The 20835-nt window shown below is 70.9% G+C and carries 20 protein-coding genes and 1 riboswitch; of the genes, 8 read left to right on the top strand and 12 right to left on the bottom strand.

Annotated features, from left to right (window positions below; translation table 11 throughout):
• Positions 1-38: 38 nt before the first annotated feature.
• Complete coding sequence (locus AB0Q90_RS17435; RefSeq protein ID WP_363161271.1) at positions 39-1007, top strand: ankyrin repeat domain-containing protein; 969 nt, start codon at positions 39-41, stop codon at positions 1005-1007.
• Positions 1008-1021: 14 nt separating this feature from the next.
• Here AB0Q90_RS17435 and AB0Q90_RS17430 read toward each other — a convergent pair whose 3' ends face one another.
• The 9 genes from AB0Q90_RS17430 to thrC all read right to left on the bottom strand — a co-directional run bounded on the left by AB0Q90_RS17430 (position 1022) and on the right by thrC (position 10767).
• Positions 1022-1219, bottom strand: coding sequence for a hypothetical protein (locus AB0Q90_RS17430; RefSeq protein WP_363161272.1), 198 nt, complete (start codon positions 1217-1219; stop codon positions 1022-1024).
• A 127-nt stretch (positions 1220-1346) separates the two neighbouring features.
• The gene (locus tag AB0Q90_RS17425; protein WP_363161273.1) at positions 1347-2825 is read right to left on the bottom strand and encodes an MFS transporter; all 1479 of its coding nucleotides are present in this window, start codon (positions 2823-2825) and stop codon (positions 1347-1349) included.
• A 109-nt stretch (positions 2826-2934) separates the two neighbouring features.
• Complete coding sequence (locus AB0Q90_RS17420) at positions 2935-3822, bottom strand: RNA polymerase sigma-70 factor (RefSeq protein ID WP_363161274.1); 888 nt, start codon at positions 3820-3822, stop codon at positions 2935-2937.
• Between the two features lie 49 nt (positions 3823-3871).
• Entirely contained in the window at positions 3872-5062 is a 1191-nt protein-coding gene (locus AB0Q90_RS17415; protein WP_363161275.1) for an FAD-dependent oxidoreductase, read from the bottom strand.
• Positions 5063-5173: 111 nt separating this feature from the next.
• Complete coding sequence (locus tag AB0Q90_RS17410; protein WP_363161276.1) at positions 5174-6304, bottom strand: NADH:flavin oxidoreductase; 1131 nt, start codon at positions 6302-6304, stop codon at positions 5174-5176.
• A gap of 186 nt (positions 6305-6490) precedes the next feature.
• Complete coding sequence (groL, locus tag AB0Q90_RS17405; protein ID WP_363161277.1) at positions 6491-8113, bottom strand: chaperonin GroEL; 1623 nt, start codon at positions 8111-8113, stop codon at positions 6491-6493.
• 377 nt (positions 8114-8490) lie between these two features.
• Positions 8491-8694 carry a cold-shock protein gene (locus AB0Q90_RS17400; protein WP_004986573.1) on the bottom strand — a complete coding sequence of 68 codons (204 nt, stop codon included), beginning with the start codon at positions 8692-8694 and terminating at the stop codon, positions 8491-8493.
• A 430-nt stretch (positions 8695-9124) separates the two neighbouring features.
• Positions 9125-9400: a MoaD/ThiS family protein gene (locus AB0Q90_RS17395; protein WP_123761566.1), complete on the bottom strand. Its 276-nt coding sequence runs from the start codon at positions 9398-9400 to the stop codon at positions 9125-9127.
• Positions 9401-9483: 83 nt separating this feature from the next.
• Positions 9484-10767: a threonine synthase gene (thrC, locus tag AB0Q90_RS17390; protein ID WP_363161278.1), complete on the bottom strand. Its 1284-nt coding sequence runs from the start codon at positions 10765-10767 to the stop codon at positions 9484-9486.
• An 18-nt stretch (positions 10768-10785) separates the two neighbouring features.
• Positions 10786-10924, bottom strand: a riboswitch (SAM riboswitch).
• 128 nt (positions 10925-11052) lie between these two features.
• On the opposite strand from thrC, the gene AB0Q90_RS17385 reads away from it, so the two are divergent.
• The 3 genes from AB0Q90_RS17385 to otsB all read left to right on the top strand — a co-directional run bounded on the left by AB0Q90_RS17385 (position 11053) and on the right by otsB (position 14358).
• Positions 11053-11997, top strand: a complete 945-nt coding sequence (locus AB0Q90_RS17385; protein ID WP_363161279.1) for a glucosyl-3-phosphoglycerate synthase — start codon at positions 11053-11055, stop codon at positions 11995-11997.
• Positions 11998-12059: 62 nt separating this feature from the next.
• On the top strand, positions 12060-13463 hold the full coding sequence (locus AB0Q90_RS17380; RefSeq protein WP_363161280.1) for a trehalose-6-phosphate synthase: 1404 nt from the start codon (positions 12060-12062) through the stop codon (positions 13461-13463).
• Between the two features lie 43 nt (positions 13464-13506).
• On the top strand, positions 13507-14358 hold the full coding sequence (gene otsB, locus AB0Q90_RS17375) for a trehalose-phosphatase (RefSeq protein ID WP_363161281.1): 852 nt from the start codon (positions 13507-13509) through the stop codon (positions 14356-14358).
• Between the two features lie 7 nt (positions 14359-14365).
• Here the strand turns inward: otsB and AB0Q90_RS17370 are convergent, their stop codons facing one another.
• Both AB0Q90_RS17370 and AB0Q90_RS17365 read right to left on the bottom strand, forming a co-directional pair.
• Complete coding sequence (locus tag AB0Q90_RS17370; protein WP_363161282.1) at positions 14366-14599, bottom strand: DUF3263 domain-containing protein; 234 nt, start codon at positions 14597-14599, stop codon at positions 14366-14368.
• A 35-nt stretch (positions 14600-14634) separates the two neighbouring features.
• Positions 14635-15855: an extracellular solute-binding protein gene (locus AB0Q90_RS17365; protein WP_363161427.1), complete on the bottom strand. Its 1221-nt coding sequence runs from the start codon at positions 15853-15855 to the stop codon at positions 14635-14637.
• A 157-nt stretch (positions 15856-16012) separates the two neighbouring features.
• Between AB0Q90_RS17365 and AB0Q90_RS17360 the strand changes: the two genes are divergently transcribed.
• The 4 genes from AB0Q90_RS17360 (at position 16013) to AB0Q90_RS17345 (ending at position 19691) form a co-directional block, all read left to right on the top strand.
• On the top strand, positions 16013-16990 hold the full coding sequence (locus AB0Q90_RS17360; protein ID WP_363161283.1) for an ROK family protein: 978 nt from the start codon (positions 16013-16015) through the stop codon (positions 16988-16990).
• Positions 16990-18180, top strand: a complete 1191-nt coding sequence (nagA, locus tag AB0Q90_RS17355) for an N-acetylglucosamine-6-phosphate deacetylase (RefSeq protein ID WP_363161284.1) — start codon at positions 16990-16992, stop codon at positions 18178-18180. The genes AB0Q90_RS17360 and nagA overlap by 1 nt, the downstream gene beginning before the upstream one ends.
• A 117-nt stretch (positions 18181-18297) precedes the next feature.
• On the top strand, positions 18298-19227 hold the full coding sequence (locus AB0Q90_RS17350) for a 1-phosphofructokinase family hexose kinase (protein WP_363161285.1): 930 nt from the start codon (positions 18298-18300) through the stop codon (positions 19225-19227).
• A 110-nt stretch (positions 19228-19337) separates the two neighbouring features.
• Positions 19338-19691 (top strand): hypothetical protein, encoded by a 354-nt coding sequence (locus AB0Q90_RS17345; RefSeq protein ID WP_363161286.1) that lies wholly within the window; start codon positions 19338-19340, stop codon positions 19689-19691.
• 75 nt (positions 19692-19766) lie between these two features.
• On the opposite strand, the gene AB0Q90_RS17340 is transcribed toward AB0Q90_RS17345, so the two are convergent.
• On the bottom strand, positions 19767-20720 hold the full coding sequence (locus AB0Q90_RS17340) for a carbohydrate-binding protein (protein WP_363161287.1): 954 nt from the start codon (positions 20718-20720) through the stop codon (positions 19767-19769).
• Positions 20721-20835: the final 115 nt, after the last annotated feature.

Here is a 20835-nt window from a genome sequence, read left to right as displayed (position 1 = left end):
CGAAGGTGTGAGTACGGAGATCGAGCGGGGGGCTGGCGATGACGGACGAGACCCACGGCTGGGCGGGCATGGACTACCGCGGCTGGGAGGACCACGAGGACGTACGGCGGCGCCTGGACGCGGGGGCCGATCCGGAGCGGTGGGGACGTGGAGGGTCGCGGCCGCTGCACCGGGCGGCGGTCTTCGGGTCGCCGGAGGTCGTGGCCGAACTGGCGCGGCGCGTGGCGGACGTGGACGCGCTGGAGAACGGCACGACGGCGCTGTGGGACGCGGTCGTCGCGGGCCGTACGGAGAACGCCCGAGCGCTGGCCGCCGCGGGGGCCGACCCCTGGTGGACCGGGTTCGGCGGCTGGACGCCGGGGCGGCTGAGTCTCGCCGGGCCGGAGCCGGACCTGTTCCCGCTGCCCGAGGGGGTGCCTGACCTGTCGGAGGCCGAGCGCGCGGTGGTCGACCAGGGTCGGCGGCTGAAGGCGGCCCTCGGTGACTTCTGGTACGAGGGCCTGGGCCTGGCCTGCGTGGCCGGGATCGACGCCGAGGAGGCGATACGGCGGCTGGGGGCGACGCCGGCGGACGTCGAGCTGGTGGACGAACTGGTGGAGGACCCGTTCGGCTACGACCTGGACGAGACGCTCCAGATCGTCGGCGTGACGACCGTGCCGGGCGGATGCGTCCTCACCCAGCCGTGGGGCTACGCCCCGTCCATGCCGGGCATCCACGCCCTCCTGTCCGAGGGCACCGTCTCCTACGGCCTGTACGCCAACCCCAAGAGCGGCAACCAGGGCAGCATCCATCGGGACGGCGTCGTCAAGGGCTGGGACCTCCACCCGGGCGGCGGTCCGTACCCGGAGGACAGCCCGGAGGAGGTCCTGTTCTCGTACGTCTACCAGTACAGCGCCGTCGCCTACTCGATCGCCTACGCCGGCCTGCGCCCGACGGACGCCCGAGCCGTCGTGGGCCCGCCCGACGCGTGGGTGGAGCTGCCGGCACGGGACTACTGGACGCCGTGACGGGCGGCGCCGGATCAGCTCACCACTCTCGCGAAGATCGCGGCGAGGTCGGCGAGGAACTGGAGCCAGGGGCGGGTTCGTTCGGCCCGCCGTCCGAAGCGTCGGCGCCAGCCGGTGGGGCGGGCGACCGCTTTCCGGCGCCGTAGTGCCCTGTCGTGCACGCGCTGTAATGCGGCGATGCGCCGCGTTCCGATGCGTTTGCGTCGCGTCATGTCAGGACGTTAGCCACGCCGATTCGCGGGGCGCAGGGCAGCGGACCGCCAAAGCCGGTGGGCGGTTGTTGGAGGTAACGCGCAAGTTCTCCTCCCGCCCGCCGCCCTGCGCACCCCTCGAGGTGCGCTACGACTTCGCCGCCGCCTGTGCCGTAGCGGACGCCCCCTCTGTCACCTTCTCGCCGGCGGCGGCCCGCTGCCGTGGGATGAACGACGCCACCGCGAAGGCGAGGAGAGCCGCTCCGGCGCCCACCGCCAGGACCACCTTGAAGCCGTTCTCGGACGGGAGGGCGTAGCCGCCGAAGTCCGTCGTCATCTGGGCGAGGATCACGCCCGCGATGGCGCTCGCCGACGAGGTGCCGATGGAGCGCATCAGCGTGTTGAGACTGTTGGCCGCGGCCGTCTCGCTGGCCGGCACCGCGCCCATGATCAGCGCGGGCATCGAGCCGTAGGTGAAGCCGATGCCGGCGCCGATGACGCAGGACACCAGGACGAAGTGCCAGACCTCGGACATGAGGAGGATGTTCAGGCCGTACCCGGCGGCCACGATCAGCGCGCCGATCATCAGGGTGACCTTGGGGCCCTTGGCCTTGGAGACGGCGGCGGAGACCGGCGCGGTGGCCATCATGACCAGACCGGAGGGCGCCATGACCAGACCGGCGACCAGCATCGACCGGCCGAGGCCGTAGCCGGTCTGCTCGGGCAGCTGGAGGAGCTGCGGCAGGACGAGGGACATCGCGAACATCGCGAAACCGACGGCGATGGAGGCGAGGTTGGTGACGAGCACCTGACGGCGGGCGGTGGTGCGCAGGTCGACCAGCGGCTGCTCGACGCGCAGCTCCCACCGGCCCCAGGCGAGCAGAACGAGGACGGCCGCGGCGAAGAGCCCCAGCGTGGTTCCGCTCGTCCAACCCCAGTCGGCGCCCTTGGAGATGCCGAGCAGCAGACAGACGAGCCCGGCCGCCATGCCCAGACCGCCGACGAGGTCGAAGCGGCCGCCGGTGCGCACCTTGGACTCCGGCACGAAGACGGCGACAAGAACGGTGGCGACGGCGCCGAGGGCGGCCGAGGTCCAGAACAGCATGTGCCAGTCGAAGTTGTCGGCGATCAGCGCGGCGGCCGGCAGGCCGAGGGCGCCGCCGATGCCGAGGGAGGCGCTCATCAGGGCGGTCGCGGAGGCGAGCCGCTCGGCGGGCAGTTCGTCCCGCATGATGCTGATGCCGAGCGGGATGACGCCGGAGGCGAGGCCCTGGAGCACACGCCCCAGGATCATCGGCACGAGCGACTCGCTGAGCGCACAGACCAGTGACCCTGCCACCAGCAGCGCCGCGCTGACCAGCAGCATCCGCCGCTTGCCGAACATGTCGCCGAGCCGGCCGACGACCGGTGTGGCCACCGCGGCGGCCAGCAGCGTGGCGGTGACCGCCCAGGCGGTGTCGGAGGCCGGCGCGTCCAGCAGTTGCGGCAGCTCCGGGACGATCGGAATGACCAGCGTCTGCATCAGCGAGACGACGATCCCGGCGAAGGCCAGCACCGCCACCACGGCGTTCGTCCGCGGTGGCGCGGTGCCCCCCGCCGGGGCGGGCTGGGCAAGGGCGTCGGACATGGGGGAGCCTCCGTCGACACAGAGAAGAGCTTGACTCAGGCAACCTTAAGTCAGTTGATTGACTTACTCAAGAATCGCTGGTGAGCCCGCCTTCGACGGGGGCCGGGTGCTAGAGGGAGGTCACACCACGCAGCTTGTCCGGATTGAGCTGGAAACGCACGTGCCGGACCAGGCCGTCCACCACCCCGAGCGACACCGTGCCGATCCGCATGCCGCCCACGGTGATGAGCAGGCCCGGCTCGGCGTTGATCGTGGCGGGCTCCAGGGCCACGCCGGCCGACCCGGGCTTGGCCAGCACGCCGAGCAGCCAGCGCGCGACATGGTCGGTGCCGTACAGCGGCCGACGGGCCGCCGTGACCTTGCCGCCGCCGTCGGACCAGGCGACGACGTCCGGGGCGAGCAGCTCCATCACGGCGTTCAGATCGCCTCCGGCGCAGGCCGCCCTGAACCGCTCGGTGACCTCGTGATGCCGTGTGCTGTCGGCGTCGTAGCGGGGGCGCCGGGCGTCCACGTGCTGCCGGGCCCGGCGGGCGATCTGCCGTACGGTCGGCTCGGGCCGCCCGAGGATCTCCGCGATCTCGGCGTGCGAGAAGGCGAACGCCTCGCGGAGCACGAACACCGCCCGCTCCACCGGCGCCAGCGTCTCCAGCACCACCAGCAGCGCGGTCGAGACGGTGTCGGCCAGCTCGGCGTCCTCGGCGACGTCCGCCGAGGTCAGCAGCGGCTCGGGCAGCCAGGGTCCGATATAGCTCTCGCGGGTGGCGCGGGCGGAGGTGAGCCGGTTGAGGGCGAGGTTGGTGACCGTGCGCACCAGGTAGGCGCGGGCGTTGCGGACACTGCCGCGGTCCGCGCCCTGCCAGGCCAGCCAGGCGTCCTGGAGCACGTCCTCGGTGTCGGCGACGCTGCCCAGCATCCGGTACGCGGTGCCGAACAGCAGCCGCCGGTGTGTGGTGAACGGGTCCTGATCCAGGGCCTGTTCGCTCTCCGGTCCGATCACGCGCCCATGCTCCCAACGCCCGCACCGGGCGACAAGACATCTCCCGCGGTCACCGAGCCGACGCCGCCGCCGGCTTCCGGGTCGCGCGCCCGCCCCTGGAGAGCGTCACGCCGACGTTCATGCGCTTGCTCCACCGGAACGCCTTCAGCGGGCTGCCGCTGACGAACTCCTTGTACCGGATCGCCCACTTGCCCTTGAGGAACCAGCGGCGCGGGCTGTCGTCCGCGTAGGTGAACTGGATGACCGCGTCGCGCCGGCCGATGCTGACGGGCTGGTGGAAGTACCCGAACCGGAACGGCTTCAGCTGCTTCCCGCGCAGCCGGCGCGCGACGGCGTCGGCGACGTACTGAGCGGTGGGCAGGCCGCTCTGGCAGGTGCCGTGGACCGCGCCCCACGCCTGGCGGACGGCGGCGGCGTCGCCGATCGCATAGATCTCGGGGTGCGACACCGACCGCAGCCCGGCGTCCACGACGACCAGGCCCCGCGCGTCGGTCGCGATCCCGGACTCGGCGGCCAGCCGCGGCACGCGGACGCCGGTGGTCCACAGGGTGAGGCCGGAGGGCAGCAGCTCGCCGCCGGCCAGCTCGACCGCGTCGGTCAGCACCTTGGTGACGGTGGCGCCCGTGCGGACGGTCACGCCGAGCCGGGCGAGAGCGCGGTGCAGGTACGCGCGCGCCGCCTCGCCCATCATCGCGCCGGGCACGTCCCGGCTGACGAGGGTGACGGCGAGACCGGGGTGGCTCTCGGCGATCTCGGCCGCGGCCTCGATACCGGTCAGGCCGCCGCCGCACACGGTCACCGCACCGCCGGCGGCGGCCAGTTCGGGCAGCCGGGTGGCGAACTCGTGCGCGAGGCGCGGGTCGTTGAGGGTGACGGCGTACTCGTCGGCGCCGGGCACGATGCTCGTGTCGGTGGCGCTGCCGAGGGCGTAGACGAGGGTGTCGTACGACAGGACCCGTCCGGCGTCGAGGGTGACGGTCCGGGCCTCCGGCTCGATCGCGGTGGCCCACCCCTGCGCGAACTCGATGCCGGTGCCGGCCAGCAGCTCGGGGATGCGGTGGTCGGCCAGCTCCTGCCCGGCCGCGACCTGGTGCATCCGCAGCCGCTCGGTGAACCGCGCCGAGGGGTTGACCAGCGTGATCCTGGCGCCCGTCCGGCGGGTCCGGTGGGCCAGCCGGACGGCGGCCAGCATGCCGGTGTAGCCGGCGCCCAGTACGACGATGCGGTGGTCGGTGCTCATCCTGATCACTCCGAGTGCTCGTCACGATTGCGGGAACGCCCATGGGACAGACGAGCCCGCACAACCGTGACAGCACCCGGAGTGACCTGCGTCACACCACCTGCGGCAGGGTCAGCTCAGCGAGCGCAGCGACGCCACGTCGTAGTCGGCCAGGTCGTCGAAGCGGCCGGCCAGCACCTTCTCGGCCCACTGCGGGTCCTGGAGCAGGGCGCGGCCGACGGCGACGAGGTCGAACTCGTCGCGCTCCAGCCGGTCCAGGAGGTTGTCGATGTTCTGGACGGGAGCGCCCTCGCCCTGGAAGGCCCTGATGAACTCGCCGTCGAGGCCGACCGAGCCGACGGTGATCGCGGGCTTGCCGGTCAGCTTCTTCGTCCAGCCGGCGAGGTTCAGGTCGGAGCCCTCGAACTCGGGCAGCCAGTAGCGGCGGGTGGAGGCGTGGAAGGCGTCGACACCGGCCGCGGTGAGCGGGGTGAGCAGGGCCTCCAGCGCCTCGGGGCTCTCGGCGAGACGGGCGTCGAACTGGTAGGACTTCCACTGCGAGAAGCGGAAGATCACCGGGAAGGACGGGGAGACCGCCGCCCGGACCGCGGCCGCGATCTCCGCCGCGAACTTCGTACGGGCCACCAGGTCGCCGCCGTAGGCGTCGGTGCGGCGGTTGGTGCGGGACCACAGGAACTGGTCGATGAGGTAGCCGTGGGCGCCGTGCAGTTCGACGCCGTCGAAGCCGATGCGCTCGGCTGCGGCCGCGGCCTCGGCGAACGCGGCGATGACATCGTCCAGGTCGGCCTGGGTCATCTCCTTGCCGGCGCCCTCGGTGCCGTCCAGGCGGATGCCGGAGGGGCCGACCGCGGGGGCGTCCGCGAACGGCGGCTGACCGGCTTGGCGCACCATGCCGATGTGCCACAGCTGCGGCACGATCTTCCCGCCCGCGGCATGCACCGCCTCGGCGACCTTCGCCCAGCCCGCCAGCTGCTCCGCGCCGTGGAAGCGCGGCACGCGGTCGCTCTCACCGGCCGACTCGTGGCCGACGTAGGTGCCCTCGGTGACGATCAGCCCGACACCCGCGGCCGCACGGCGTGCGTAGTACGAGGCCACGTCCGCCCCCGGAACGCCGCCCGGGGAGAACTGGCGCGTCATGGGCGCCATCGCAATGCGGTTCCGGACGGTCAGGCCGTTGATGGTGGCCGGGCGGGAGAGGATGTCGGCGGCGCGGGAGGCGGCGTCGGACGCGGTGACGGTCACGTAAGAGCTCCTTAAAGGGGGTACCGGCAGGTATGTGCATGCGCATGGACCCTGCGTACGGGAGAACCGCCCCGCCCGACCCGCCATTTCCGTCCGCACTGTGACCCCGGACACGCCCGAGGGCGGCACCCCCTGTCGGAACAGGAAGTGCCGCCCTCGGTAAGGACGTTGACCGACCGGAGTCGATCAGAAGTCCATGTCACCGCCCGGCATGCCGCCCGGAGCGGCCGCGGCGGCCTTCTCCGGCTTGTCGGCGATGACGGCCTCGGTGGTGAGGAACAGCGCGGCGATCGACGCGGCGTTCTGCAGCGCGGAGCGCGTCACCTTCGCCGGGTCGATGATGCCCTCGGCGACCAGGTCGACGTACTCGCCGGTCGCGGCGTTCAGGCCGTGACCCGGGGTGAGGTTGCGGACCTTCTCCACCACGACGCCGCCCTCAAGGCCGGCGTTGACGGCGATCTGCTTCAGCGGGGCCTCAAGGGCGAGCTTGACGGCGGCAGCGCCGGTCGCCTCGTCACCCTCCAGCTCCAGCTTCTCGAAGACACCGGAGGCCTGCAGCAGGGCCACGCCACCACCGGCGACGATGCCCTCCTCGACGGCCGCCTTGGCGTTGCGCACGGCGTCCTCGATGCGGTGCTTGCGCTCCTTGAGCTCGACCTCGGTCGCGGCACCGGCCTTGATGACGGCGACGCCACCGGCGAGCTTGGCCAGGCGCTCCTGGAGCTTCTCGCGGTCGTAGTCCGAGTCGCTGTTCTCGATCTCGGCGCGGATCTGGTTCACGCGACCCGCGACCTGCTCGCTGGCGCCGGCACCGTCGACGATGGTCGTCTCGTCCTTGGTGATGACGACCTTGCGGGCCTTGCCCAGCAGGTCGAGCGTGGCGTTCTCCAGCTTGAGGCCGACCTCCTCGGAGATGACCTCGCCGCCCGTGAGGATGGCGATGTCGCCGAGCATGGCCTTGCGGCGGTCACCGAAGCCCGGGGCCTTGACGGCGACGGACTTGAAGGTGCCGCGGATCTTGTTGACGACCAGGGTCGACAGGGCCTCGCCCTCGACGTCCTCGGCGATGATCAGCAGCGGCTTGCCCGACTGCATGACCTTCTCCAGGAGCGGGAGCAGGTCCTTGACGGAACCGATCTTGGAGTTGGCGATCAGGATGTACGGGTCGTCGAGCGACGCCTCCATCCGCTCCATGTCGGTGGCGAAGTACGCCGAGATGTAGCCCTTGTCGAAGCGCATACCCTCGGTGAGCTCCAGCTCCAGACCGAAGGTCTGGGACTCCTCGACGGTGATGACGCCTTCCTTGCCGACCTTGTCCATGGCCTCGGCGATGAGCTCGCCGATCTGGGTGTCGGCGGCGGAGATGGAGGCCGTGGAGGCGATCTGCTCCTTGGTCTCGACGTCCTTCGCCTGCTCCAGCAGGGCGGCGGAGACGGCCTCGACGGCCTTCTCGATACCGCGCTTGAGGGCCATCGGGTTGGCGCCGGCGGCTACATTGCGCAGGCCTTCCTTGACCAGGGCCTGGGCGAGAACGGTCGCGGTGGTCGTACCGTCACCGGCGACGTCGTCCGTCTTCTTGGCGACTTCCTTGACCAGCTCGGCGCCGATCTTCTCGTACGGGTCCTCCAGCTCGATCTCCTTGGCGATGGACACACCATCGTTGGTGATCGTGGGGGCGCCCCACTTCTTCTCAAGGACGACGTTGCGGCCCTTGGGGCCGAGGGTGACCTTGACGGCGTCGGCGAGCTGGTTCATACCGCGCTCAAGGCCGCGCCGCGCCTCCTCGTCGAACGCGATGATCTTGGCCATGTGAAGTGGTCCCTCCAGGACTGGCGGTGAGTACCTCTATGGACCGCGCCCGCGCCCGCGACGGACGGCTCGCATGCCTTGTGGATCCTTGCCCCACCCGGCCCGCGGGCCTCACCGACCCGGTCCTTCGTTGTCACTCTCACCTTCAGAGTGCTAACGCCAATGATTAGCACTCGACCCAAGAGAGTGCAAGGCGCGCTCGCGAAGCGGGCGCTCGTTGAGGGGTGGTGGTCGGGTGACGGGCGGGTGCAAGCGGCTCTCGGGGATCGAACGGAGACAGAGCGGGACATGCCGAAGGGCTCGTACCCGCGGGGTGGGTACCCCGAGGCACGAGCCCTTCAACAGAAGACGTCGCTTGCGGTTCGTTGGTCGCGCGTTCAGGCAGTGACGCGAACCATGTCGGCCTGCGGGCCTTTCTGGCCCTGCGAGATCTCGAACTCGACCCGCTGGCCCTCTTCCAGGGTGCGGTAGCCGTCCATCTGGATCGCGCTGTAGTGGACGAAAACATCCGCACCACCGTCGACCGCGATGAAGCCGTACCCCTTCTCCGCGTTGAACCACTTGACGGTGCCCTGAGCCATGCCTAACTCCCCTATTACTGGCCCTTGCACAGATCCACACTTCGCGGATCCGGGTCAGACCTCACCCCCCACGGTTTGGGGGCGTGCGCCGGAACGCGTCGACCGCGGCTGAATGTATCTGTCCAACTGCCGTCTGCAACAGGTCAATCGGACGAGAATTCTGGACGCGCGCGGTCCGGAATGTAGTGAGAATTCGCCCGAATTCAGGGCAAGTCGGGCCCCATAAATAGCACAGAAGGCGCAAAAGACACGCACACTTTGGCTACTTCTCATCGCATGCGAAGCCGGTGCTCATATGCGTCCGGCATGCGGGGAGCCGCTGTTTCCCCAACTCTATCGCGCTCAACCATGCAGAATTGCCCCCTCCGTTTCTCTTACGGAGAGGGCAATTCGATGAACTCTTGGTGACGGCGATTACCGACGGTAAGGATCAGCCGCCGGCGACGGCCGGAATGATCGACACGCCGGCACCGTCCGGCGTCGCCGTCTCCAGGCCCTGCTCGAAGCGGACGTCGTCGTCGTTGACGTACACGTTGACGAACCGACGCAGCTTGCCCTGGTCGTCGAGCACCCGGGCGGCGATCCCGGTGTGGTTCTTCTCCAGGTCGGCGATGACCTCGGCGAGGGTGCCGCCCTCGGCGGTCACTTCGGCCTGGCCGCCGGTGTAGGTGCGCAGGATGGTGGGGATGCGAACGGAAACGCTCACGGTGGAAACCTCCGGAAGGGAAACAAACCTAGGGGCGCGGGGAACTGCGCGACCAGCCCCCACCGGCCCGCAGACGACAACAGCTACACGAGCCCGGCCTCACGGAACGACTCAAGGTTGGGACGAATCGTCGCCGTCAGACCAGTCCCGGCCACCGCATCCAACGTCTTGAGACCGTCACCCGTGTTCAGCACGACCGTCGTCAACGTCGGATCCAGCAGCCCGTTCTCGATCAGCTTCCGCGTCACACCCACGGTGACACCACCGGCGGTCTCCGCGAAGATCCCCTCGGTCCTGGCAAGGACCTTGATCGCCTCGACGATCTGCTCGTCCGTCACGTCCTCCACCGCGCCACCGGTCCGCCGGGCGATGTCCAGGACGTACGGCCCGTCCGCCGGGTTGCCGATGGCCAGCGACTTGGCGATGGTGTTCGGCTTCTGCGGGCGGACGACGTCGTGGCCCGCCTTGTACGCCACCGACACCGGCGAGCAGCCCTCCGCCTGCGCACCGAAGATCTTGTACGGCTTGTCCTCGACGAGCCCGAGCTTGATCAGCTCCTGCAGACCCTTGTCGATCTTCGTGAGCTGGGAGCCGGAGGCGATCGGCACGACGAGCTGGTCGGGCAGCTGCCAGCCGAGCTGCTCGCAGATCTCGTACGCGAGGGTCTTGGAGCCCTCCGCGTAGTACGGCCGCAGGTTGACGTTGACGAAGCCCCAGCCCTCGCCGGCCGGGTCGCCGATCAGCTCGGAGCAGAAACGGTTCACGTCGTCGTAGTTGCCCTCGATGCCGACGAGCTCACCGCCGTAGACCGCGGCCATGACGACCTTGCCCTGCTCCAGGTCGTGCGGGATGAACACGCAGGAGCGGAAGCCGGCGCGGGCGGCGGCGGCGCCGACGGCGCCGGCCAGGTTGCCGGTGGAGGAGCAGGAGAGCGTGGTGAAGCCGAAGGCGCGCGCGGCCTCCAGGGCCTGGGCGACGACGCGGTCCTTGAAGGAGTGCGTCGGGTTACCGGAGTCGTCCTTCACATACAAACCGCCGGTCACGCCGAGCTCACGGGCCAGATTGTCGGCCTTGACGAGCTTGGTCCAGCCCGGGTTGATGTTGGGCTTGTCGGCCACGTCCGCGGGGACGGGCAGCAGCGGCGCATAACGCCAGATGTTCGCGGGACCCGCTTCGATGCGCTTGCGGAGCTCTTCGGTGTCGTAGGCCGAGAAGTCGTAGGCGATCTCCAGCGGGCCGAAACACTCCTCGCATGCAAAGAGCGGTCCGAGGGGTACCCGGTGACCGCACTCGCGGCAGCTCAGGGCCGCGGCGGGACCGAGGTCGACAGTGGAGTTTCCGGTGCTTGCAACAGTCTGCACAGCCATGTGAGGCGAGGCCCTTTCTCCTCATCTTCCTCACGACGCATCTCGTCGTGAGACGGATTTGGCACCTTCCCTAGCCGGGAGCCTCGCGTGAACGAGACCGACTGGAGGGTTGCCGGGGCTTCATCGGGCCGTATCCCTCTGCCCCTCTGGATGAGCGGTATGTAGTTGTAAGCGCTAACGACCCCTGACATGCGATGGTCATCAGCGTTGCTCAAGACTGTAACCGAAGGCCAGGACAGTGAAGAGAGCCGTCCGAACCGCGAGACACGTGAGGAGCCGCAGACTGTGCTGGAAGAAGTCGAGCGCTGGCTGAGCACCCGGTCCTGGTCCGCGACCGATCGCCCGCTCCACAAGATCCTGGCCGCCAAACGCAGCACGGGCCAGTCGGTCTCCGTCGTGCTGCCCGCGCTCAACGAGGAGGAGACGGTCGGCGAGATCGTCGCCGTGATCCGTCACGACCTCATGCAGCAGGTCCCGCTCGTCGACGAGATCGTCGTCGTCGACTCCGGGTCGACCGACCGTACCTCCGAGGTCGCCGCGGCGGCCGGGGCGACGGTGGTGCACCGGGACGAGATCCTGCCCCGCATACCGGCCGTGCCGGGCAAGGGCGAGGTGCTCTGGCGCTCGCTGCTGGTCACCCGGGGCGACATCGTCTGCTTCATCGACGCCGACCTGAAGGAGTTCAAGTCGGAGTTCGTCTCGGGGATCGTGGGCCCGCTGCTCACCGAACCCGGGGTGGACCTGGTCAAGGCGATGTACGACCGTCCGCTCGGCCAGGCCGCCGGGCAGGGCGGCCGGGTCACCGAGCTGATGGCCCGCCCGCTGCTGAACATGCACTGGCCGCAGCTGGCCGGGTTCGTGCAGCCGCTGGGCGGCGAGTACGCGGCCCGTCGCACGCTGCTGGAACAGCTGCCGTTCCCGGTGGGCTACGGCGTGGAGCTGGGCATGCTGATCGACGCCCTGCACCTGGTGGGCCTGGACGCGCTGGCCCAGGTCGACGTCGGGGTCCGCAAGCACCGGCACCAGGACGGGCAGGCGCTCGGCCGGATGTCCGCCGCGATCTACCGCACGGCACAGCTGCGGCTGGCCCGCGGGCATCTCATCCGCCCCTCGCTCACCCAGTTCGAGCGCGGCGAGGACGGTTTCGAGCCACGTACGTACTCCGTGGACACGGAGGAGCGGCCGCCGATGGTGGAGATCACCGAGTACGCGTCACGCAAGGTGGCGTAGCGCACGTCTCGACGGGCGGCTCGTACGTTTGAGCGTTTACGGTGCGGGCTAGGTTGGAGCACATGGCTTCCACGCACGGTGCTGCCCAGGTGCTGGTCGCGTCGAATCGCGGCCCGGTGTCCTACGAGGTGCAGGAGGACGGATCGCTGCACGCCAAGCGGGGTGGCGGCGGACTGGTGTCGGGCCTGTCGGCCATCGGCCCGGACGCCGGCGCCCTGTGGGTGTGCTCGGCGCTGTCCGACGGTGACCGCGAGGCGGTCCGGCGCGGGGTCGGCGAGGCCGGCGTACGGATGCTGGACATCGACGCCGAGGTGCATGCCGACGCGTACAACGGCATCGCCAACTCGGTGCTGTGGTTCGTCCACCACATGCTCTACCAGACGCCGGTCGAGCCGCTGTTCGACAACGAGTTCTGGCGGCAGTGGGGGAACTACGCCCGCTACAACCGGGCCTTCGCCGAGGCGCTGGCCGAGGAGGCGGGCGACGGGGCGGCGGTCCTGGTCCAGGACTACCACCTGACGCTGGTGCCGGGCATGCTGCGCCGGCTGCGCCCGGACCTGCGGATCGCCCACTTCTCGCACACCCCGTGGGCCCCGGTGGACTACTTCCGCATGCTGCCCGACCGGGTGGCCCGCGAGGTGCTGGAGGGCATGCTCGGCGCCGACCGGCTCGGCTTCCTCACCCACCGCTGGGCGGACGCGTTCACCGCGTGCTGCACGGAGATCGCGGGCGGCCTCGGGGACACCGAGGTCGGGGTGCACGGACTGGGCGCAGACGCGGACTTCCTGCGCAAGCGGTCGCACGAGGCCGACGTCGAGGAACGGATGGCGGCGCTGCGGACGGAGATCGGGGCGGGGCCGGACGGGGAGCCGCGCAAGGCGATCGTGCGGGTGGACCGCACCGAGCTGTCCAAGAACATCGTGCGGGGCCTGCTGGCGTACCGGGAGCTGCTGACGGCGTTCCCGTGGTGGCAGGAACGCGTGGTGCACGTGGCCTTCGCGTACCCGTCCCGCCAGGACCTGGCGGTGTACCGGGACTACACGGCCGAGGTGCGGCGGCTGGCGGACTCGATCAACGAGGAGTTCGGTACGGCGGACTGGACGCCGGTCGTGCTCCATGTCAAGGACGACTTCGCGCGCTCCCTGGCCGCGTACCGGATCGCCGACGTGGCGCTGGTGAACCCCATCCGGGACGGCATGAACCTGGTCGCGAAGGAGGTGCCGGTCGTGTCCGACGAGGGCTGCGTGCTGGTGCTGTCGCGGGAGGCCGGGGCGTTCGAGGAGCTGGGCGAGGACGCGGTCGTGGTCAACCCGTACGACATCGGGGGGACGGCGAACGCGCTCCACGAGGCGCTGGGGATGCCGGCGGGCGAGCGGGCGGAACGGACGAAGCGGCTGGCGGCGTCCGCGACCGCGCTGCCGCCGGCGGCGTGGTTCCTGGAGCAGCTGCGCGCACTGACCGGCTGAGATCTGCATGCGTGCCTCCGGCTCCCGTGGATATGGTCCCCGTATGGGCAGCCATACGGACTCCACGGACGCACTGCCGACCCCTTCCACCCCCGCCGGACGAGCCGGTCTGGACGCGCTGCTGGCGCGGCCCGACCGCGCGGTGATCGCGCTCGACTTCGACGGGACGCTCGCGCCGATCGTGGCGGACCCCGAACAGGCCCGCGCCCACCCCGAGGCGGTGCCCGCGCTGGCCGCCCTCGCGCCGAAGGTGGCCGCCGTCGCCGTGGTCACCGGACGCCCGGCCGGCGTCGCCGTCCGCTACGGCGGTTTCGCCGGCGTTCGCGGCCTGGAGCACCTCGTCGTGCTCGGCCACTACGGCGCCGAACGCTGGGACGCCGTCTCCGCCACCGTCAGCGCGCCCGCCCCCGACCCCGGCGTCGCGGCCGTCCGCGCCGAGCTGCCCGGTGTCCTCGACGGGGTCGGGGCCTGGCACGGCACCTGGATCGAGGAGAAGGGCCGCGCGGTCGCCGTCCACACCCGCCGCGCCGACGACCCCCAGGCCGCCTTCGAAGCCCTGCGCGAGCCCCTCGCCGAACTGGCCGCCCGCCACGGCCTGATCGTCGAGCCCGGCCGTATGGTCCTGGAACTGCGCCCGCCCGGCATGGACAAGGGCGTCGCCCTCCTCGACTACGTCCGCGAGATCGACGCGGCCTCGGTCCTCTACGCCGGTGACGACCTGGGCGATCTCCCCGCCTACGCGGCCGTGGACAAGCTCCGCACCGACGGCACTCCGGGTCTGCTGGTGTGCAGCGCCAGCGAGGAGGTTCCGGAGCTGGAGGAGCGGGCGGACATGGTGGTGCAGGGACCGGCGGGAGTGGTGAGGCTGCTGAGGAGCCTGGCGGCGCGCCTGTAGCCCGCGCTCACCGCTCCGAGCGCCGGGACTCGCGCACCCTGCGCAGCCGGTTCACCGTCACCGGGTCGTGGGCCAGGGCCCGCTCGTCGTCGAGGAGGGCGTTGAGGAGCTGGTAGTAGCGCACGGGGGCCAGCCCCAGCTCCTCGCGTATCGCCCGCTCCTTCGCTCCCGGCCCCGGGAAGCCACGGCGTTCCAGGGCGAGGATCGACTGCTCCCTGCGACCCAGCGGCTCCTGTTCCATACCCCGCACCGTAGCCGCCGCCACTGACAGCGGGGCTACTCCGCGCTCTCCTCCGCGACCGCCGTCACCTGGAGCTGCTGGAGCACGGTCGACGGGTTGCCGCCGGGCGCGACCGCCTTGCCGATCCTGTCCTTGACCGCCGCGCTGACCGCCGCCCAGGAGGTCCGGCCCACCGGGTACAGCTCGGAGGCGGGCAGCGCCTCCAGGAACGGCCGCAGCTCCTCGTCCTGCTCCGCCGTGCTCATGACGTCGGAGACGGAGTTCGTCACGGGCAGCAGGTCGTACTCCCGCGAGAACGCGAGCACGTTCTTCTCGTCGTAGACGAAGTCGAGGAAGTCGCCGGCCTGCTCGGCGTGGCCGTTCTGCTTGAAGGCCATCATCCAGTCGGCGACGCCCATGGAGATCCGGCTCGGCCCGTCGGCGCCGGGCATCGGCACCATGCCGAACTTCACGCCCTTCGCGGTGGCCGCCTTCATCAGCGAGGGATGCCCGTTGAGCATGCCGACGTCGCCGTCCGTGAACGCCTCGAAGGCGTCGGCGCGGTTGAGGGAGGCGGGCGCGACCGGTCCGGTGAGGTCCTTGTCGACCAGCTCGTCCTTGAGCCAGGTGAAGGTGGCGACGTTCTCCGAGGAGTCGACGTCGTAGGTGCCCACGTCGGTGTCGGTGTAGCCGCCGCCCCCGCTGAGCAGCCACTGCATGGTCTCGGCCTGCGCCTCCTCGGGGCCGAGCGGGAGGGCGTAGGGGTACTTCACGCCCTCCGCCTTCAGTGCCTCGGCGGCGGCGGCCAGCTCCTGCCAGGTCTCGGGCGGCTGGATGCCGGCCTCGTCGAAGAGGGTCTTGTTGTAGAAGAGCAGGCGGGTGGAGGAGGCGAACGGCATGCCGTACTGGGTCCCGTTCACCGCTCCCGCGGAGGCCAGCTGCGGCACGAAGTCGGCCTGGGTGGTGATGGAGAGCAGCTCGCTGGCCGTGTAGAGCTTGCCGGCCCTGGCGTAGTCGGCGTACGCGCCGATCTGCGCCAGGTCGGGCGCCTTGCCGGCGTCGACCATCTCCTTGACCTTGCGGTCGACCTCGGTCCAGGAGTACACGCTGACCTCGACGTGGACGTCGGGGTGGGCGTCCTCGTACTCCTTGACCAGGGAGTCCCAGTACTTCCGGGAGCTGTTGGACGCGCTGTCGCCGTAGTCGGCCGCGACCAGCCTCAGCGTCACCTCGTCCGAGTCCCCGGTGAGGCCGCAGCCGCCCAGAACCGCCATCATGCCCAGTGCGGACACAACCGCGATCATCCCTTTACTACGCCGCTGCACTGCTGTTCCAGCCCCAACCCACTGCGAAAACTTTCGAAACGTCGCCATAAGGTCTACACCACGTGAGTGGACTAGACCTCTTGAGGGTCGGCGGGCCACACTGTCCCCCGTGAGACATGTCATCGCCCTCGACGTGGGCGGCACCGGGATGAAGGCCGCCCTGGTCGGGGCGGACACTGTGCCGTCCGGGGGGACACCCCCCGGGCCCCCCGTGCTGCTGCACCAGGCCCGCCGGGCGACCGGCCGCGAGCGCGGCCCCGAGGCGGTCGTACGCGCCATCCTCGACTTCACCGCCGAGCTGCACGCCTACGGCGCCGAGAAGCTGGGCGAACCCGCGACCGCCGCCGGCGTCGCCGTCCCCGGCATCGTCGACGAAGCCCGCGGCATCGCCTCCTACGCGGCCAACCTGGGCTGGCGCGACGTCCCCCTGCGCGAGCTGATCGGCGCCGAGCTGGGCATCCCCGTCGCCCTCGGCCACGACGTACGCACCGGCGGCCTCGCCGAGGGCCGCGTCGGCGCCGGCCGGGGCACCGACCGCTTCCTGTTCGTGGCGCTGGGCACCGGCATCGCGGGCGCGATCGGCCTGGACGGCCGGGTGGAGGCGGGGGCGCACGGCTTCGCGGGCGAGATCGGCCACATCGTCGTACGCCCCGGCGGCACCCCCTGCCCCTGCGGCCAGCACGGCTGCCTGGAGCGCTTCGCCTCCGCCGCGGCCGTCAGCGAGGCCTGGGCCGCCGCCTGCGGCGACCCGGAAGCGGACGCCGCGGACTGCGCCAAGGCCGTCGCATCCGGCGACCCGAACGCCGTACAGGTCTGGCAGCGGGCGGTGGACGCCCTCGCCGACGGCCTGGTCACCGCGCTCACCCTGCTGGACCCCCGCACCCTGATCATCGGTGGCGGCCTCGCCGAGGCGGGGGAAACCTTGTTCACACCACTGCGGGACGCGGTACGGCAGCGAGTCACGTTCCAGAAGCTGCCGACGATCGTTCCGGCGGCTCTCGGGGACACGGCCGGTTGCCTGGGTGCGGGCCTACTGGCCTGGGACCTGCTGACCTCTACAACTCGGATCCAGGAGGAATCGGCCTGATGGCAACTCCCCAAGGGGCGCGGGGAACTGCGCGACAAGCCCCCACCGGCCCGCAGACAATCCTCAAGGGAGCCCACGTCGTACTCCCGACAGGAGTTGTCGACTCAGGCCAGGTGGTCGTCGAGGGCACCCGCATCACCGGCAGCGCTCAGGAGAACGCCCAGGTCATCGACGTAACCGGCCACTACCTGGTCCCAGGATTCGTCGACATCCACAACCACGGCGGCGGCGGAGCCTCCTTCACCTCCGGCACCGTCGACGAGGTACTCACCGGCATCCGCACCCACCGCCTGCACGGCACCACCACCCTCGTCGCCTCCACCGTCACCGGCGACATGGACTTCCTCGCCCAGCGCGCCGGCCTCCTCTCCGAGCTCGCCGAGCAGGGCGATATCGCCGGCATCCACTTCGAGGGCCCGTTCATCTCCCCGTGCCGCAAGGGCGCGCACTCCGAGGAGCTGCTGCGCGACCCCGACCCGGCCGAGGTCCGCAAGCTGATCGACGCGGCGCGCGGCCACGCGAAGATGGTCACGCTCGCCACCGAGCTGCCCGGCGGCATCGACTCCGTGCGCCTGCTTTCCGAGCACGGCGTGATCGCGGCCGTCGGCCACACGGACGCCACCTACGAGCAGACGGTCGAGGCGATCGACGCGGGCGCCACGGTCGCCACCCACCTCTTCAACGCGATGCCCGCCCTCGGCCACCGCGCCCCGGGCCCGATCGCGGCGCTGCTGGAGGACGAGCGGGTCACCGTCGAGCTGATCAACGACGGTACGCATCTGCACCCGGCCGCCCTGGAGCTGGCGTTCCATCACGCGGGCGCGGACCGCGTCGCGTTCATCACGGACGCGATGGACGCGGCGGGCTTCGGCGACGGCCGCTACATGCTCGGCCCGCTGGAGGTGGAGGTGGCCGACGGTGTCGCCCGTCTCGTCGAGGGCGGCTCGATCGCCGGGTCCACCCTGACCCTCGACCGCGCCTTCAAGCGCGCCGTGACGATCGACGGGCTGTCCGTCGAGGACGCGGTGGCCGCCCTGTCCGCCAACCCGGCCCGGCTGCTCGGCATGGACGACCGCATCGGCTCCCTGGAGCCCGGCAAGGACGCCGACCTGGTGCTGCTGGACTCCGCGTTCGACATCAGGGGCGTGATGCGCCGGGGCGAATGGGTGGTCGGTCCCCAACTGGGCTGATCCGTCCCGCGGTAGTGGTACGGCGGTCAGCCCGAGGACTGGGCCGACCGCCGTCTCTTTGGCATGATCAGGCCCCGGAAGAGACGGCACGCACACTCGCGGGGGAGGTCGGCCCGGGTGATCCTCACGGTCACGCTGAATACCGCTCTCGACATCACCTACCGGGTACCGGCCCTGCGGCCGCACGCCTCGCACCGCGTCACGGAGGTGACCGAACGCCCCGGCGGCAAGGGCCTGAACGTGGCCCGGGTACTGGCGGCGCTCGGCCACGAGGTGACGGTGACGGGCTTCGCGGGCGGCGCCACCGGACGGATCGTCCAGGACGCGCTGACCGCCGCGCCGCACGTGGTGGACGCCCTCCTCCCGATCGCCGGAGCGACCCGCCGCACGATCGCCGTCGTCGACGAGCGGACCGGCGACACGACCCAGCTCAACGAGCCCGGCCCGGTCGTGACAACCGCCGAGTGGTCCGCCTTCCAGGAGGCCTACGAGGATCTCCTCGCGTCGGCCTCGGCGGTCGCCCTGTGCGGCAGCCTGCCGCCGGGGGTGCCGGTGGGCGCGTACGCGCTCCTGGTCCGCGCGGCGAGGTCGGCCGGTGTCCCCGTCCTGCTCGACACGAGCGGCGAGCCCCTGCGCCGGGCGGTCGCGGCACGCCCGGACGTCATCAAGCCCAACGCCGACGAACTGGCCGAACTCACCGGCTCCCACGAACCGTTCCGCGCCACCCAGGACGCCCGGCGCCGCGGCGCCCACGCCGTGGTCGCCTCCCTGGGCGCCGAGGGCCTCCTCGCCCACACCCCCGACGGCCACTGGCGCGCCACCCCGCCGAAGCGAGTGCACGGCAACCCGACGGGCGCGGGCGACGCCGCGGTGGCGGGGCTGATGTCGGGCCTGGTGGAGCGCCTGCCGTGGCCGGCCCGCCTGGCCCGGGCCACGGCCCTGTCGGCGGCGAGCGTACTGGCGTCGGCAGCGGGCGAGTTCGACCGGAGTACGTACGGGGAGCTGCTGGACCGGGTGACGGTCACGGGCGGGGCGAACGCGGCCTGAAACCCGTCCCCCACGTCGCCTTATATGATCACCGGCGACCAAGGATCCCCTGACCAGGGGTCCGAACAGGGGTCCCCTGACCAGGGATCCACTTCACATTGGGGGAAGTCATGCAGAAAGCAAGGAAGTTCGCGCGCCTCGGGGCACTCGGTGTGGCCTCGGTGGGGCTCGCGCTCTCCGTGAGCCCGCCGGCCTCCGCCGCCGAGCAGGCCGGCGTGTGGATGAAGGGCAACCACCCCTTCACCATTCGCGCCAGCGCCAGCACGTCCGCCAGCAAGATCGCGACCGTCACCAGCACCAGCACCCGGGTTCCCTGCACCACGACTCCGTGCACGCGGAACAACAACGGCGGGGCGTACACCTGCTGGAGCGGCGGCCCGTCGGACAACGACTGGGTCAAGGTGAGCTGGGGCGGCAGGACGGGCTGGGTGGCCATCATGTGCGTCGAGGGCGGACGCATCTGAGCAGCCCTGGACAACCAGGACGGCGGCCGTCGGTGGTCAACATCGCCGACGGCCGTCGGGCTTGTCGTGCGCCTGCTACTCGACCCAGCCCTCGACGAGCCATGCCTGGTCGATGAGGGCGTCGCACTGGTTGCCCTGCTCGCAGGAGACCTTGAAGGTGTTGGTTCCCTTGTTGAGCTCGACGTAGTTGTAGGTCTTCGTCCAGCCCTTCTCGTAGTCGCCCTCGCCGGCGTTCGCCCAGTTCTTCAGGCCGACCGGCGTGGTGGCCACGGTGCCGTTGACCGTGAGGGTGGCGGTGCCGTCCTTGCCCGGGACGCTGTAGCCGACGAACAGGGTGTACTTGCCGGACTCGGGGATGCCGTTGGCGGTCCAGGTGAGCGAGGCGCCGACCTTGTTGAAGCCGGCGACGTAGACACCGCCGGAACCCTTGGCTCCCTTGACGTCGGAGGAGGTGGCAGCACCTCCTTCGAGGCGCATCGCCTTCGCGTCGATCTCCGGCAGCTTCCCCTCCTCCTCGGCGCCGCTGCTGCCCGTCGGCGACGGATCCGCGCTCTCGGACTGCGTCGGCGTAGAGCCCGCCTGGTTGTCCTTGTCGCCGTCGTCCGAGTTGTCGCCGCCCGTCATGGCCACCGCGATGCCGATGACGACCGCGGCGACGACCGCGATCGCGCCGATCAGCAGGCCCTTGGTGTTGGGACCGCGGCCACGGCCGGAACCGGACCCTCCGCTGTAGGCCTGCTGGGGGGCCGTCGGGCCGCCGCCGCTGCCGGGGAAGGTCTCGGGGGCCGCGTAGTGCGCGTTCGGCTGGCCGTACGCACCCTGCTGCTGGGGGACCTGGCCGTAGGGAGCCGTCGGTGACTGCTGGCCGCCGTACGTGCGCTCGCCGACCGCGCGGACCCGGTTGACGGAGTTCGGGTAGCCGTAGCCACCGGACGGCGGCTGGGCGCCGTTGGCCTGCCCGTCGGCGTAGAGGTAGCCGAACGGGTCGTCGTCCTCGGGCGTGCTGGCGCCGTTGTTGCCGGACGTCATCCCTCAGGTCTCCTCACCAGGTGCGGGGTGGATGCGGTACGTGTGACGAAGGGGGAGCCTACCCGTTCCGGCTGCCCCAAACGGGTGACTCAGCCCGCATCAACCTGCTGACCTG

Source organism: Streptomyces sp. NPDC079141 (genome assembly GCF_040686775.1).
In the GTDB taxonomy this organism is placed as follows: Bacteria; Actinomycetota; Actinomycetes; order Streptomycetales; family Streptomycetaceae; genus Streptomyces.
This window is presented reverse-complemented; position numbering and strand designations above follow the sequence as displayed.